Below are 15,148 nucleotides of genomic sequence, written 5' to 3'. Positions count from 1 at the left end.
TCATATGTCAATGCCGCCTTAACGGCGAGTAAAGACCCCCACCTCAATTTTCTGAGTTTTTTAGGAAGGTAGGCGGTGGATCAACTGCCCGTAAAGGTCCGATTGGTTCAGGCTTTCCATCAGTGGGGGATGACGCAGGCTAAAAACGCGACGTCCTGTCGCAACGCCTGCACTAGCACATCCTGTGCGTCGAAAAATCCCCACTGATGGAAGTTTCACTTTATGAAATCTCATGAAAAGAACTAGAGTCTACAAAAGAAGTAAACCACTAGTCCTTTTAATGCCCAACACTACTTTCCTTGCTAAAACAATCTCATGAAATCATTCTAACAAGTTCGACATCGTTCATCAAGCATCCCATTTCTTTATTATATTTTCGCAACATTCGATCATTATTTTAATTTGTTCGTTAGTAAATGAATCTCTATTTCCATAAATCATTTGCTCATAATATTTTGTTAAAGTCGTCATATCGGAACGATTTAATTTTTCGTCAACCTTCTCTGCATATTCACGCAAGGTCAGATTGACATTATTTACAAGTCCCTTCGTATCTAACCATCTTTTAAGAAGCGTGTAGGTCTCATTTAAATAAAAGTCTTCTTGTCTTAGACTCTTGTTCAGCCGATTCAAGAATATCCATGATAGCCATTTTTTACGAGTGAACCAAGTAACAGCCGCAATGATAACAACACTTAGTATACTTACTAGCAACCATGTTTTTGTAGATATTGAGTGATGCCGTTTATCCTCTTTTATCGTCTCATTTTTTGGTTCTTGCTGCTGTTTTTGCGTTTCTGTTCGTTGCTGTTTTTGTCCGTTTTGTTTTTGCTTTGGTTGTTGCTGTTGTTCATGGTTATTATTTTTTGATGTAGCCTCTGAACGGGATGGGTTTGTGGTTTTCCCATCATTTTTAAATTCGGCTACACTTGAAAACGATTTGGTCGGCTCGAATGGAACCCAACCGCTTCCTGGAAAATAGACCTCTACCCATGAATGAGCATCCGCATTTCTTATTTCATACATTTGATTTCCTTGTTTTGACGTGCCTTGATACGTCCCGGTTGAAAAACCCTTCACCCATCTTGCTGGAACGCCCATGGTTCGAAGCATCACAACCATTGACGTAGAAAAATTATCACAATAGCCAATCTTTGATTGAAATAAAAATTGATCGACGTAATCTTGATTTTTTTTCGGAAATGGGATATCGTCTGACCGATACTCAAAGCGTCCTGATGTCAGGTAATTGACGATCGCATTAGCCTGATCATAGCGATTTGTGGCTTTAGCCGTAATTTTTGCCGCTAAATCTCTCACTCGGTTTGGCAATTCACTGGGTAATTGAGTGTATTCTGATCGTATATCTGCCGGGTCTTGACTTAAATCCTTTACACTTTTCAATTTTGTAATCGAAAAAATAGGATGAGTCACATCCATCTTATAACTTTTTACTGAATCCATATTATTCGTCGTTAATTTCCCACTTTCAAGATTGACACTCATTGGTCGATTCTGGATAAAAAGATGGGTTAGCTGATCTGAATAAGGTAGAAAGTCATGACTATTACTTACAAATCGAACGGAAATTTCCTGTTTGGCTAAGGTCGCTCCCTTTTCATATAGCTTTAATGTATCGAATTGATCATAAGGTTTCTGTAAGGCGGTAAATCGATTTTTCGTATTCACCCATCCTTTTCCTGTATACCGATCTTTTGATTCAATACGCCAGTATCTTTCGCCTGCAACTTCTGCATGAAACAGAGGCGTCTCATCCATCGTAAACGATCCTCCAAGTCGTGAATCGTCTTCATCGTAGCCAATTCGATGGGGTACCGAAAGAGGCAGACTAGAATGACCTTGCATGACTTGCGATATATATGGAACAGGATCTGGCCATTTTGAATCTGACTTGGGTGCTCTAAAACCGATAAATGTGAGGACGAGCAGGATACATACAATACTCATTAACCATATCTTTTTAAAATGTTTTGTGATGAATCGAACTTGATCATCTTGCATTCGAGCCATTTTTAAACAGCTCATTAAAAGCAATCCAGCTACAATTACAACCACGATAGCGCCAGTAGCTTGATAGTCTGTAAAGGTATCCAAAATCCCTAAGTACACTAATGTAATAAAAAGAAAGAGTAAAAATCGACGTGCTTGGATTAACCAATGGTGCATTAAATAGGTTATCAACCACAATAGAATGAAAAAAACAAAAATACGAAACAGATCTGTAAAACCAGCGTAATTCCGATTGATAAGAAAAATAAAATTTTGATTCAGTTCTTGAAAAAGATAATCAATCCAATCAAAACTTAACAACGGATCTTGATAGAAAAACAAGGCATGAAGACAATAAAAAAGGGCTAGTGCTTTTAAGATGAGACTCAGCCACATGGAAATGCGTAAGTAAGATACTAACAAAGTTCCAGCAATGAAGAAGATGAATACATAGCCTTTATTTAGGTTCATAAGTTCATTAATTGGTCTTGCCCATTCCCATAAGATGAGAAAGGCAAGACAATATAAAGCTATATCAAAAGCATGGCTTTTTTGTTTGTTCATGAGGGTCGGTCACCTGCCTTTATTACCCTATTCGGTAAAGATGAAAAAATGGAGAACCCGCAACATCTAAATGCTTGGACATCTTAACTTCCTTATCCACCATGACAAAGACATGGATTGGATGCGCCTCTGTTGCGGCTTTTTTTAACAATCTGAACTGATGTTCTGAAAAATGGACCATCACATAATAATAAACCGTGCCTTGCTGCCTATCATCAAGTACATATCCATCTGAGTTATCTTGATGGTTTGGACTTAATCTAGCAAGAGTTTGATAGATTATGGACATTTGATAATCACCCGCGGCACGTGGTACTAGTGAAGACATCGAGCCAATCTGTTTTAATTCTAACGTGTAACCGTTTTTCAGCAGAACTTGAGCAAGGGATGCGCAGAAGGACACACTCCTCTCAAATTGATCATCGTGATGAGTTTTAAGATCCATGACAATCGTCGCATGACGCTGCTTTATTGTATCGAATTGTTTTGTTGCCAACTGATTCGTTCTTGCCGTGGTTTTCCAATCCAACCAACTCAGGCGATCACCGGATTGATAGGCTCTGATTCCTGATAAACTTGTTAGATCCTTTTCAACATCATAATAAGTCGGAACCATGCCTTGTTGATCCTTTGTTGGATGAGCAATCGTGTGAATAGCCGGGTAGACAAGAACAATGGTACGCACTGGGATACGGACCTTTTTTTGATAGAATCCAAAGGGATCACCGATAAGCAAGGTCACATATTCGAAGGTATGCTCTCCCCTTTGTATCTGGGGGATAACATATTGAAGGGTCATCTGACGCTTTCCCCAAAAAAGGACCATCATTTTTCCCTGTTGACTTGAATCTATCACCGTTGAAGGTACCTCATCCATGATTGTAAAGATAAAAAGGGGTAGTGGCCATTTTCTTGTTATGGTCAACTCAATCGTTAAAGTTTCCCCTGCTTTTGCTAATTTTGTTGATATAGCTCTCTTAACATGGATGTGACGGAGTGGATATACTTGCAATAAAACAATATATAAGACGATAGGTAAAAAAGAGTAAAAAATAAACCAACTGACAAAGCCACCTTGAAACATGGCATAGATGAAACTTAAAGATAATAAAATCGTGATGTTAAGTAAGCCAAAGTAAGGTGTTTCTCTCACTTTAACAATGATATTCTTGATCATTTGACAGAATCCCTAGCACTAACGGGTATCTTCACTTGTTCGATAATCTCTGTAATGATATCTTCTATCCTTGTTCGTGAGTAAGAGGCTTCAGGATTTAAGACGATGCGATGTCCCATAACATAAGGGGCAATTTTCTTAACATCATCTGGCACGATGAAATCTCGCTGTTCCAATAATGCACAAGCTTGACCTGCTTTTAAAATTCCCAGTGTTCCACGAGGACTAATTCCTAGACGAATAAGAGGATGGTTTCGAGTGGCTGTAACGATTGATACAATATATTTTTTAATACTTTCTGATACATAAATGGTCTCTACTTGCTTTATGAGGTCTTTTAATTGATCCATCGTCATCACAGCTTCAATTTCATTTACTGGTTCTTTTCCAATCATTCGACTTAATATTTCTAATTCATCCTCTGGACTCGGATAGCCGATCGATAATTTCATTAAAAAACGATCCAGTTGAGCTTCTGGTAAGGTATAGGTTCCTTCATACTCAATTGGATTCTGTGTAGCTAGAACAAAGAATGGATCAGGCAAATTTCTAGTTTCTCCATCCACTGTAATATGACCTTCTGCCATTCCTTCGAGTAAAGCAGATTGAGTTTTCGGAGAGGTGCGGTTAATCTCATCAGCTAAAACAATATTTCCCATCAGAGGTCCTGGTCTAAATTCAAATTGGGATTCTTTTTGATTGTATATTGACATCCCCGTGAGATCCGAAGGTAATAGGTCTGGCGTAAACTGAATACGTTTGAATACAGCTCCGACTGACTTGGCTATGGCTCGCACAAGCATTGTCTTACCGACTCCCGGAATATCTTCTAATAAAACATGGCCTCCAGCAAGCAGTGCCATAATCGTTAACTTAATCGTTTCTCTCTTTCCTATCACAACTTTTTCTATGTTATCAATCATTTCTTCTATTAATTGAAAAGTTTCGTCTGATTTCAGTTCTTTCATTTTCTAACCTCTCTTTAGCTGAAAATTCTGACCCCATAAGTATACTAGACTTTCAAAGCAATTACCAATTAAGCGTGTTGTTAGCTTAAAGGTGCAAAATCAATGTTTTGAATCAGAATTAACCGTTTAAAGGCTTTCCGAAATGCCAATAATGGATGGTAAGGTTAAATAATAGAGCAAGTAGGCTTTATTTCGACAGATAAGTAGCTATTGAAAGGATTTATAAAATGGACGCAAAATCTCTAATTATCGAACTTATTGTTGGTTTTATTGCTTTGTTTTTGATGACAAAAATATTAGGTAAAGTCTCACTCGCTCAAATCACTACATTTGATTTTATTTCCTCAATTGTGCTTGGGGAACTCGTTGGAAATGCCATCTACGATAAAAACGTCAAACTCAACTCGATTCTACTTTCTGTTGCAGTATGGGGACTCCTGATCTACATCATAGAATTTTTTACACAGAAATTTCGTGGAACAAGAAGCATCCTGGAAGGTAAACCTTCCATTATTATAAGAAATGGTCATCTGGATCGAGAAGAAATGAAAAAGAATAAACTTGATCTTGATGAACTTCAAAATTTGCTTCGCCAACGAAGTGTATTTTCGATTAGGGAAGTTGCTTATGCTGTGCTCGAAACGGATGGATCTGTCAACGTTCTAAAAAAATCGAAATATGATACAACCAAAAATTCAGATTTCAACGTTCCTCAAAAACCTGTTTATTTCCCTATCACGATCATCAATGATGGAGAAGTTGATTATGGTAATTTAAAGGAAGCCGGCTTTGATGAAAAATGGCTTTTTAACACCTTGCGTAAACATAAAATAGACAACGCCAAACAAGTCTTTTATTTAGAATGGAAAAAAGATGAAGGGGTTTATCTGGAGAAAATGTAAAAATCATTAAAAAGGTTTAGGGCCGATCCAAATTCGCCTAGGGCGATTATATACCCACACTAAGTCACATTTAAGTTATTACACGCGTGCTCTCCCGTGCGCGTTGGCGTTCACATATAGGCAGAGTCTCCTTCTAAATAAAGGAGATTATTTTCGTATTTAGATTTAAATTTCAACTTCTTCTATCCAAATGAATCAATCCATTATATAATGCATAAAGGGGTACATACGCTCTCATTTGTATTGGAGGATTTATTTTATGAACAAACGCAGGACTGTCTATTTAAAAAATCTTATTTTTATCTTAAGCATGGTCATGATCGGACTTCTAGCTGGCTGCAGTAGCCTACTCACAGATACTGATAATCAAAGTGCAGACCGAGTTTCAGCTACTGTTATTAAAGTCGTGGATGGTGACACGATTCATGTTCGAATTAACGGCAAGGATGAAACGGTTCGAATGTTACTTATTGATACACCTGAAACGCATGCTCCTGGTAAGTCTGTTCAAATGTATGGTCCAGAAGCTAGTCAATTCGCCGAAAAGGAACTGCCTGTTGGTAGCCCTATTCAAATTGAAGAAGGAGTTAAAGGCTATAAACGTGATAAATATGACCGTTTACTTGGCTATATTTATTTAAAAAATGGAGACATGTATAATGCCAAAGTTGTAGAAAAAGGGTTTGCACGTGTCGGTTACATTTACCCACCTAATACTAAACATTTGGATATGTTAAAAGAAAAACAAGCTGATGCTGAGAAAGCTCATCTTGGTATTTGGTCAATTCCAGGATACGTGACTTCAAGTGGTTATGATATGACTAAAGTTAAAACCCAAAAAGCTTCAACTTCTACCAACACGTCACCTTCTCAATCAAGTTCTTCCAGATCTTGCAAGATCAAAGGGAACATTAACTCCAGTGGGGCTAAAATCTATCATATACCGGGTGACCCTTCATATAACCAAACAAAACCTGAGCAGCTGTTTTGTTCAGTAAGTGAAGCCAAAAAAGCAGGTTTTAGAGCACCTAAGAGATAAAGATACAATATTTTTAAATGAAGTCTGTTTTCGCAAACAGTGTTGTAAGGCATGGCTTTAGCTTTTTTTTACTGGCTAAAAACGACGGGCAACGTCTTATAGAAAAGAGCCAAAATCAAAAGCAGCAGTCTCTCTCAAATGTGAGACTGTTTTGTTTTATCTTAAATGTGGTACTACATACATAAAGGAATGATTTACATGAAGAAATCTTTGGTATAATATAAAAACATTTATAGACACTAAACCTATAATACATTTTATTTAGGAGGATTTATTGATGAATCGCTTTTTTTTCTTTCTAACAATTATTGGTGTCCCCCTCTCACTGATTGGGAGCTTCATGCATTGGTCACCGATATTAATGTTTGTACTTAATTGTATTACGATTATTGGATTAGCGAGTTATATGGGCCGAGCAACAGAAAGCCTCGCCATTGTTACAGGCCCCTCAATAGGTGGACTGTTAAATGCCACCTTTGGCAATGCCGTAGAGTTAATTATTGCCATCCTTTCCCTTAAAGCAGGTCTTCTCAATGTCGTTATGGCGTCTATTACAGGTTCCATCCTCGGGAACTTACTCCTGGTAGGTGGATTATCCTTCTTTGTCGGTGGGTTAAAATATAAACGACAAAGATTTAGTGTCTTTGAAGCAAGGCATAATGCGGGTCTCCTTATTTTCTCGATTGTTGTATCGTTTGTTTTTCCGGATGTTTTTTCGACTCGATTAGAAGATAACGCGACTCATATTCTTAGCATAGCCATTTCCATCATTATGATTTTAATTTATCTTTTTGCTCTCTTTTTCAGGCTTGTCACTCACCGGGGTGTTTATAAAGGGCAAGATGACGACCATAATCATGTGGAAGAAGATGAAGTTCCTGAATGGAGTGGTGTCAGAGCGATCATCGTTCTTGCCGTTTCTACCCTATTTGTTGCACTCATTAGTGAAAACTTGGTACATACGTTTGAGCCTGTAGCCAAATCATTTGGCTGGTCAGAATTGTTCATCGGGATTATTATCGTTGCAATTGTCGGTAATGCGGCTGAACATGCTTCAGCTATTCTCATGGCTTACAAAAATAAAATGGGCATCGCAGTAGAAATTGCGATTGGTTCATCGTTGCAAGTGGCGATGTTTGTCGCTCCAGTTCTAGTTTTAGTCTCAGTCTTCTTTCCAACCTTTATGCCTTTAACGTTTACGATTCCTGAATTGGTTGCGATGGTCCTCAGTGTCGTCTTAATCATTAGTTTAACAACAGACGGGGATACCAACTGGTTCGAGGGAGCCGTCCTTTTGGCAACTTATATTATTATGGGTATCGGTTTTTACTTGTTATAAGATTTTTCATTAAGACCAGCCGAATTGATGTGCACCCCGAAAGTTAGACCTAAAAATCTAACTTTTGGGGTTCAGTACAAATGGTTGGTCTTTTTTTGATATTAAAAAAGACAAAAACCAATAGTCGGTTTCTGTCTTTCTATTTAATAACTTGCATTGGATTTCCTCCAACAAAGGCACCAGCGGGAACATCTTTATTTACTAATGTACAGGCAGAAATAACCGCATTGTCGCCAATCGTCACTCCGGGAAGGATTGTACTGTTTGCCCCAACCATCACATTGTTTCCAATCTTGATTTCACCTAATCGATATTCATGGATCAAATATTCATGGGCAAGCAAAGTTGTATTATAACCAATGATTGAATTGTTCCCTATCGTAATTAATTCGGGAAACATCGTATCCGGCATGACCATTAAAGCTATGGAGGTATGTTTGCCAATCTTCATTCTTAGAAAAACGCGATAAATCCAATGTTTTAGACGCATGGAAGGCGTATAACGTCCCAATTGGATGAAAAAGAAATTTTTACACACCTTAAAAAAGGAGACCGTTCGATATAATTGCCACAACGAATTTTCCCCGTTTAAAGGATACCGTTTCGTCTGTCTCATTTTTCTCGCTTTTGGATGATGTCAAGAAGCTCACCCATATCATCGACGATATAATCAGGTTCCGCACTTTCTAATGCTGCTCTGCCTTTAATACTCCAACTCACGCCGACACTTACAACACCTGCATTTTGGGCAGCTTGAATATCTGAAATACTATCCCCGACCATCATCGTTTGACTTGGCTCAGCATGCAAAGCCTTCATGGCCAGTTGAATAGGCTCTGGATTCGGTTTTGGAAACTGAACGTCATCGATCGTGACCACTACATCAAAAAAGCGATCCAATTTCATGAGTTTGATTCCTTTAAGAACCATTTTTCTCGTTTTTGTTGAGACAATCCCGCATTTAATCCCTTTGTCTGTTAATTGCTGCAATGTTGTCTCGACATTATCATATTGTTCGACGAGTTCATCATGCATTTCTGCATTATGCGTTCGGTACATCTCTACCATTTCTTGAGCTCTCTTTTCATCCACTCTCTGAAAACTTGTCTCAAGTGGTTCGCCAATAAAAGAAATGATATCGTCTTCTGTATATTTACCTGGGTAGTAGTTCTCAAGTGTATGTTTAAATGATGCGATAATTAAAGGATTTGTATTGATAATAGTTCCATCTAAATCAAATAATACGGTTTTCATTATAACTATCTATTCCTTTCATATTTTATCCCGCCTTAACGGGCAGTAAAGGTCTGATTGGTTCAGCTAACCATCAGTGGGGATGAAGAACCCCCCCACTGATGGAAGTTTCATTTTACGTTAATCTCTATATTTCACTTGGGCATAGCCTTTTTTTCTTCGATAAATCATAAGTGCCAAGGAGACGATAATAAGCACGATGGAGATGACTTGAGCCATGCGAAGATGACTCGTTAACATTAAACTATCCGTGCGAAGCCCTTCGACATAGTAGCGACCAATCGAATACCAAATGACATAACTTAAGAATATTTCACCTCGTCCTAAGTTAACTTTTCGTAAAGCAAGTAAAAGAATGAAACCGAGGAAATCCCAAATGGATTCATATAAAAACGTTGGTATGTAATAAACGCCGTCAATGTACATTTGATTAATGATAAATTTAGGAAGATGTAGATTCTCTAAAAAGTGACGGGTCGTTGGTCCTCCATGTGCTTCTTGATTCATGAAGTTGCCCCAACGTCCGATGGCTTGTCCTAGAATCAAACTCGGCGCCGCTATATCCGCAATTTTCCAAAATGAAAGCCCTTTGACTCTACTAAAAACAATCGTCGTTGCGACAGCACCAATCAGTGCTCCATGAATGGCAATACCGCCATTCCAGATGGCAATAATCTCAGAAGGGTGTTTTGAATAGTATGCCCACTCAAAGATAACATAATAGATGCGCGCACAGATTATAGCAATTGGAGCTGCAAATAAAATAAGATCAACAAAAAGATCTTTTGGCAACCCCCGGCGTTTTCCTTCACGGGAAGCAATAATTAACCCTAATAGAGCACCAAAAGCAATAATAATACCATACCAATAAATATGAAAATTACCAAACTGTATTGCTATCCTATTTAAAGGTTGAATTGTTTCATCCAAATTAACATCTCCTTTTCTTCATATAATTTTTAAATATCCATATCTCTTCGGGTAGTCAACGTTTGATTCAACCGATCTGAGAATTGTTGCGCTGTGTGTATCCCCATATTTTTCAATCTAAAGTTCATCGCTGCCACTTCAACAATAACAGCCAAATTTCTACCTGGGCGAACAGGGAGAACTAACTGTGGAATATTCGTATCAACGAGACTCGTATGCCGTTCTTCAAGACCTACGCGATCATACATTTTCTTAGGATCCCATATTTCAAGATGAATACTGAGAGAGACTTTCTTATAACTTCGAACCGCCCCAGCACCAAATAACGTCATCACATCGATGATCCCTAGTCCACGAATTTCAAGTAGATGTTTGATCAGTTCAGGAGCGCTCCCAACAAGCTCTGTTTCCGACATTTTTCGTATTTCTACCGAATCATCAGCCACTAATCGATGCCCTCTTTTTACGAGTTCAAGTGCCGTTTCACTTTTACCTACACCACTATCTCCTGTTAATAGCACGCCGACCCCATATATATCAACGAGTACACCATGAACAGCCGTCATCGGCGCTAATTTTGCTTCCAAGTAATTAGTAAGTAAACTACTTAATTTGGTCGTTTGTTTATTCGAACTAAGGATTGGCACACCTTTATTATTTGATGAGACAATGAATTCTTCAGGAACCTCAATATTTCTAGAAATAATAATACAGGGTGTTTCAGGCGCACAAAGTTGGTCTGTTCTTTTGAAACGTTCGTTAGAATCTAATTCTAGGAAAAAAGTCAATTCCGTTTTTCCTAGTAACTGAAGTCTTTCCGCTGGATAATACGTAAAATAACCCGCCATTTCAAGTCCTGGTCTTGAAATATCGCTGACTGTAATTTCTCTATTAATCCCTTCAGCCCCGCTAACAAGTTTTAAATCAAACCGTTTGATTAATTCACTAACGCTTACTTTACCCATAATTCGCCCTCCCATGAAAACTTAGGTTTATTTTACCACAAAAGTTTGAACACCCATACGTCTATCTCTTACTCAAACTATGTATAACATACCATTCGCCTGAGAGTTCCTTTAATCTTCTCAAAAAAATGCATAAAGAAAAACTGCGGCTTAACGCTTCCGCAGTGGTTTGACGATAAAATTTGAGATAATTAAATTACAAAATGTCATGATGATGGACGCAAGAATGGCTGTTCCAAAACCATCGATTTGAAAATCAGGCCCCATCAATTCGGATACGATCCATAACGTCATTCCATTAATGACAAAAATAAATAATCCTAAAGTAACAATGGTCACTGGAAGCGTTAATATAATTAATATTGGACGAATGATAATATTCAATATGGATAAGATCACACTTGCTCCAAAGACAGACCAGATACTTGTAAAATGAAACGTATGAATATAACCCGCTATCATCATTAAGACAATAGCATTAACGATAATATTGATTAACCAATTTTTAAACAAAGAATCACTAACTTTCTTCTGATGGAATAATAACTGCTGCGATAATATATAGAAAAATAAAAGCAAAAAAAGCCGTTAAGACGGTTAATGTGGCATACACAATTCGAACGATCGTGGCATCGACATTCAAATAGTCGCTGATTCCGCCTAACACACCAGATACCATTTTATTTTTCTTTGATTTATACAATTTTTTCAAATTATCACCCCTATCTCGAAAAGTCTATGGTGATCACACCTAAATAATTTAAAGATACTATTTAAGAATATATGCAATTTCTTTATTTTATATAACAATATGTCTACTATACCCCTATAAAGAAGAGATAAACAACCCTATAACCGATAAAATCACAGTTTTTATGTATTTTAAACCATATTATGCAAAACTACACGTTAATTAAATCAAAAAATCAACTAAGTTTCAAATGATCCTATGTAAAACTGATAGCAGAATTAAAAGAACTTATGAATGAGCAAACATTTTACTACTTAAAATATATTAAAGGATATGCCGAAACATATCCTTTTTAGTTATTGCACGAAATTTTCTCTAATAGAAACAGGTCTAAATTTACAAAACTCCTAATTAAACCGTCGAGTTTACAACTTACTGAATGGTTTGTTCTTGCTTTTCTAACCTTTCTTCCATTCGTTTCTTATCACGTTCTAGTATCGGTTTAAGATACTTTCCTGTGTAAGATTCTGGATGTGCTGCGACCACTTCCGGAGTCCCTGTCACAACGATGGTTCCACCGCCGTCCCCGCCTTCAGGACCAAGATCGATTAAGTAATCAGCCGCTTTAATAACGTCAAGATTGTGTTCAATTATGAGCACCGAATCACCATTATCCACCAATTGTTGAAGAACTTCAAGTAATCGGGAAATGTCATCCACATGCAAACCCGTCGTTGGTTCATCTAAAATATACAAAGCTCGCCCTTTTGTTCGTTTATAGAGCTGGGAGGCCAGCTTAACCCTTTGGGCTTCTCCACCTGATAAGGTCGTTGCTGGTTGTCCTAATTTTATATAACCAAGTCCAACAGCGTGTAACGGTTCTAATCGTCTTTTAATACGCGGGATATTTTCAAAGAACTCTAAACCTTCTTCAACCGTCATATCCAATACGTCCGCGATCGTTTTACCTTTGTAAGTCACTTCTAATGTCTCACGATTATATCGTTTTCCGTGACAAACTTCACATGGCACATAGACATCCGGCAAGAAGTGCATTTCGATTTTAATAATGCCGTCACCACGACAGGCTTCACAACGACCGCCTTTGACATTAAAGCTAAAGCGTCCTTTTTTATAGCCACGAATTTTAGCTTCGTTGGTTTGAGCATAGACATCACGGATCATATCAAAAACACCCGTATAAGTGGCTGGATTTGAACGTGGCGTACGCCCGATCGGCGCTTGGTCAATATCAATGACTCGGTCCAGTTCTTCCAATCCTTCGATGCTTTTAAATTCACCTGGTTTTTCCTTTCTGCCATGAAGCTTTTGAGCTAAATATTTAAAAAGGATGTCATTGACTAACGTACTTTTACCTGAACCAGACACTCCAGTGACACATGTGAGTAACCCTAGCGGAAAATCAACCGAAACATTCTTTAAGTTATTTTCTTTAGCACCCTTCAATTTCAACTTCCGCTTATCAGGCTGCCTTCGCAATGTAGGTACTGGAATGAATTTTTTACCAGATAAATATTGCCCAGTTAAGGAATTTTCATTAGTCATTATTTCCTCAGGTGTGCCTTGTGCTGTAATGGTCCCTCCATGGGCACCCGCTCCAGGTCCAATGTCAATAATATGATCAGCGGCAAGCATCGTGTCTTCATCATGTTCGACAACGAGAAGTGTATTACCGAGGTTTTTCATATTAACGAGAGTTTGAATCAGACGGTCATTATCCCGCTGATGCAGCCCAATTGACGGCTCATCGAGGATATACAGGACACCCATCAATCTAGAACCTACTTGTGTCGCTAAGCGAATACGTTGGGCTTCGCCTCCTGACAAAGTCCCTGCCGCACGGCCAAGCGTTAAGTAATCCAAGCCGACATCAATCAAAAATCCTACACGTTCCTTAATTTCCCGTAAAACAAGACGGGCAATCGCACGTTCTTTTTCCGATAATTGAAGCGTATCAAAAAAGTGTTGAAACTGACGAATCGGCTGAGCTGTCACTTCACTAATATTATGACCGCCAACTTTTACAGATAAGGCTTCCTTTTTCAAACGCTGTCCTTTACACGTAGGGCAAGCCTTAGACGCCATATAACCTTCCATCTGTTCACGAACGTAATCAGACCCCGTTTCCTTATAGCGACGACTAATATTCGGAATAACGCCTTCAAAGTAAATATCTCTTTTCTTATGCTCGCCAAATTCAGTCACGTATTCAAAGCGAATCCGCTCCGTTTGGCTCCCATTTAAAATAATGTCCATTTGTTCTTTTGATAATTGTTCAACGGGTACAAATTGGTCAATACCAAAGTGGTCGCAAACACATTTCAAGAGCTGAGGGTAATATTGAGAGCTAGTTGGTTCCCACGGAGCAATCGCGTGATCGTGTAACGATTTACTCCAATCCGGGATCACTAGATCTAAATCTACTTCCATACGTGTTCCAAGTCCATCGCAATCCGGACAAGCGCCAAAAGGACTGTTAAAAGAAAACAAGCGAGGTTCAAGTTCTCCAATGGAAAATCCACAGTAGGGACAAGAGTGATGCTCACTAAATAGGAGTTCTTCTCCGCCAATGATATCGACAATCGCACGTCCATCGGCGAGTTTCGTCGCCGCTTCAAGTGAGTCTGCAAGCCTTGAACGAACGCCGTCCTTAACGACAATACGGTCAATAACGACTTCAATATTATGTTTTTTATTTTTTTCAAGGGAAATTTCTTCAGCGACTTCACGTAGTTCTCCATCAACGCGAACGCGCACGTACCCTTTTTTCTTAATGTCTTCAAGGATCTTAACGTGGGCTCCTTTTCGTCCTGAGACAATAGGAGCTAGGACCTGAAGCTTTGTCCGTTCTGGATAAGCCAAGACACGATCAACCATCTGTTCAATTGTCTGAGACGTAATCTCAATGCCATGCTCTGGACAGATGGGATGACCGATCCTTGCAAAAAGCAAGCGTAAATAATCATAAACTTCCGTCACGGTCCCAACTGTCGAACGTGGATTTCGACTCGTCGTTTTTTGATCAATCGAGATCGCCGGTGACAATCCTTCTATCGCGTCCACATCAGGCTTATCCATTTGTCCTAAAAATTGACGAGCATAAGCAGACAACGATTCAACGTAACGCCGTTGTCCTTCAGCATAAATGGTGTCAAAAGCAAGTGAGGATTTCCCTGAACCTGAAAGACCGGTTAGTACAACAAGCTGATCTCTTGGTATGGTTATATCAACATTTTTTAAATTGTTTTCCCGTGCGCCTTTAACAATAATATTTTCTTGTGCCATGCT

General features: G+C 38.5%; 13 protein-coding genes. 3 read left to right on the top strand and 10 right to left on the bottom strand.

Annotated elements, in window-relative coordinates; genetic code table 11:
- Positions 1-348 precede the first annotated feature (348 nt).
- From GMB86_RS06160 to GMB86_RS06150, 3 genes are read right to left on the bottom strand one after another with little or no spacing between them, the layout of a single operon-like run.
- Positions 349-2,574, bottom strand: coding sequence for a transglutaminase-like domain-containing protein (locus GMB86_RS06160; protein WP_155217816.1), 2,226 nt, complete (start codon positions 2,572-2,574; stop codon positions 349-351).
- A gap of 22 nt (positions 2,575-2,596) precedes the next feature.
- Entirely contained in the window at positions 2,597-3,751 is a 1,155-nt protein-coding gene (locus GMB86_RS06155) for a DUF58 domain-containing protein (protein WP_155217814.1), read from the bottom strand.
- Positions 3,748-4,719, bottom strand: coding sequence for an AAA family ATPase (locus GMB86_RS06150; protein ID WP_155217812.1), 972 nt, complete (start codon positions 4,717-4,719; stop codon positions 3,748-3,750). The genes GMB86_RS06155 and GMB86_RS06150 overlap by 4 nt, the downstream gene beginning before the upstream one ends.
- Before the next feature lie 227 nt (positions 4,720-4,946).
- Here GMB86_RS06150 and GMB86_RS06145 point away from each other — a divergent pair, with 227 nt between their 5' ends.
- From GMB86_RS06145 to cax, 3 genes are all read left to right on the top strand, one after another.
- Complete coding sequence (locus tag GMB86_RS06145; protein ID WP_155217810.1) at positions 4,947-5,621, top strand: DUF421 domain-containing protein; 675 nt, start codon at positions 4,947-4,949, stop codon at positions 5,619-5,621.
- 259 nt (positions 5,622-5,880) lie between these two features.
- Positions 5,881-6,660, top strand: a complete 780-nt coding sequence (locus GMB86_RS06140) for a thermonuclease family protein (RefSeq protein WP_155217808.1) — start codon at positions 5,881-5,883, stop codon at positions 6,658-6,660.
- A 277-nt stretch (positions 6,661-6,937) separates the two neighbouring features.
- Complete coding sequence (cax, locus tag GMB86_RS06135) at positions 6,938-7,999, top strand: calcium/proton exchanger (RefSeq protein ID WP_155217806.1); 1,062 nt, start codon at positions 6,938-6,940, stop codon at positions 7,997-7,999.
- A 139-nt stretch (positions 8,000-8,138) separates the two neighbouring features.
- On the opposite strand, the gene GMB86_RS06130 is transcribed toward cax, so the two are convergent.
- The 7 genes from GMB86_RS06130 to uvrA all read right to left on the bottom strand — a co-directional run bounded on the left by GMB86_RS06130 (position 8,139) and on the right by uvrA (position 15,145).
- Positions 8,139-8,615, bottom strand: coding sequence for an acyltransferase (locus GMB86_RS06130; protein WP_155217804.1), 477 nt, complete (start codon positions 8,613-8,615; stop codon positions 8,139-8,141).
- Positions 8,612-9,253, bottom strand: coding sequence for a pyrophosphatase PpaX (gene ppaX, locus GMB86_RS06125; RefSeq protein WP_155217802.1), 642 nt, complete (start codon positions 9,251-9,253; stop codon positions 8,612-8,614). The genes GMB86_RS06130 and ppaX overlap by 4 nt, the downstream gene beginning before the upstream one ends.
- Positions 9,254-9,373: 120 nt before the next feature.
- Complete coding sequence (gene lgt / locus GMB86_RS06120; RefSeq protein WP_155217800.1) at positions 9,374-10,183, bottom strand: prolipoprotein diacylglyceryl transferase; 810 nt, start codon at positions 10,181-10,183, stop codon at positions 9,374-9,376.
- A gap of 29 nt (positions 10,184-10,212) precedes the next feature.
- On the bottom strand, positions 10,213-11,148 hold the full coding sequence (gene hprK, locus GMB86_RS06115) for an HPr(Ser) kinase/phosphatase (RefSeq protein WP_155217798.1): 936 nt from the start codon (positions 11,146-11,148) through the stop codon (positions 10,213-10,215).
- A 150-nt stretch (positions 11,149-11,298) separates the two neighbouring features.
- Positions 11,299-11,661 (bottom strand): phage holin family protein, encoded by a 363-nt coding sequence (locus GMB86_RS06110; protein ID WP_268987294.1) that lies wholly within the window; start codon positions 11,659-11,661, stop codon positions 11,299-11,301.
- Between the two features lie 7 nt (positions 11,662-11,668).
- Positions 11,669-11,860 carry a PspC domain-containing protein gene (locus tag GMB86_RS06105; RefSeq protein ID WP_155217796.1) on the bottom strand — a complete coding sequence of 64 codons (192 nt, stop codon included), beginning with the start codon at positions 11,858-11,860 and terminating at the stop codon, positions 11,669-11,671.
- Between the two features lie 411 nt (positions 11,861-12,271).
- Entirely contained in the window at positions 12,272-15,145 is a 2,874-nt protein-coding gene (uvrA, locus tag GMB86_RS06100; protein ID WP_155217794.1) for an excinuclease ABC subunit UvrA, read from the bottom strand.
- Between the last annotated feature and the right edge of the window lie 3 nt (positions 15,146-15,148).

It is taken from the genome of Terrilactibacillus tamarindi, from assembly GCF_009718825.1.
GTDB classification, from domain to species: domain Bacteria; phylum Bacillota; class Bacilli; order Bacillales; family Sporolactobacillaceae; genus Terrilactibacillus; species Terrilactibacillus tamarindi.
Note: the sequence above shows the minus strand (reverse complement) of the source record. Positions and strands in the feature narration are given on the sequence as shown.

What these genes read in the sequence shown, in the direction of transcription:
- GMB86_RS06145 (WP_155217810.1), top strand. Translation starts at nt 4,947, where the DNA reads ATGGACGCAAAATCTCTAATTATCGAACTTATTGTTGGTTTTATTGCT.
- uvrA (WP_155217794.1), bottom strand. Translation starts at nt 15,145, where the DNA reads ATGGCACAAGAAAATATTATTGTTAAAGGCGCACGGGAAAACAATTTA.
- GMB86_RS06150 (WP_155217812.1), bottom strand. Translation starts at nt 4,719, where the DNA reads ATGAAAGAACTGAAATCAGACGAAACTTTTCAATTAATAGAAGAAATG.
- GMB86_RS06160 (WP_155217816.1), bottom strand. Translation starts at nt 2,574, where the DNA reads ATGAACAAACAAAAAAGCCATGCTTTTGATATAGCTTTATATTGTCTT.
- ppaX (WP_155217802.1), bottom strand. Translation starts at nt 9,253, where the DNA reads ATGAAAACCGTATTATTTGATTTAGATGGAACTATTATCAATACAAAT.
- cax (WP_155217806.1), top strand. Translation starts at nt 6,938, where the DNA reads ATGAATCGCTTTTTTTTCTTTCTAACAATTATTGGTGTCCCCCTCTCA.
- hprK (WP_155217798.1), bottom strand. Translation starts at nt 11,148, where the DNA reads ATGGGTAAAGTAAGCGTTAGTGAATTAATCAAACGGTTTGATTTAAAA.
- GMB86_RS06140 (WP_155217808.1), top strand. Translation starts at nt 5,881, where the DNA reads ATGAACAAACGCAGGACTGTCTATTTAAAAAATCTTATTTTTATCTTA.
- GMB86_RS06130 (WP_155217804.1), bottom strand. Translation starts at nt 8,615, where the DNA reads ATGAGACAGACGAAACGGTATCCTTTAAACGGGGAAAATTCGTTGTGG.
- GMB86_RS06155 (WP_155217814.1), bottom strand. Translation starts at nt 3,751, where the DNA reads ATGATCAAGAATATCATTGTTAAAGTGAGAGAAACACCTTACTTTGGC.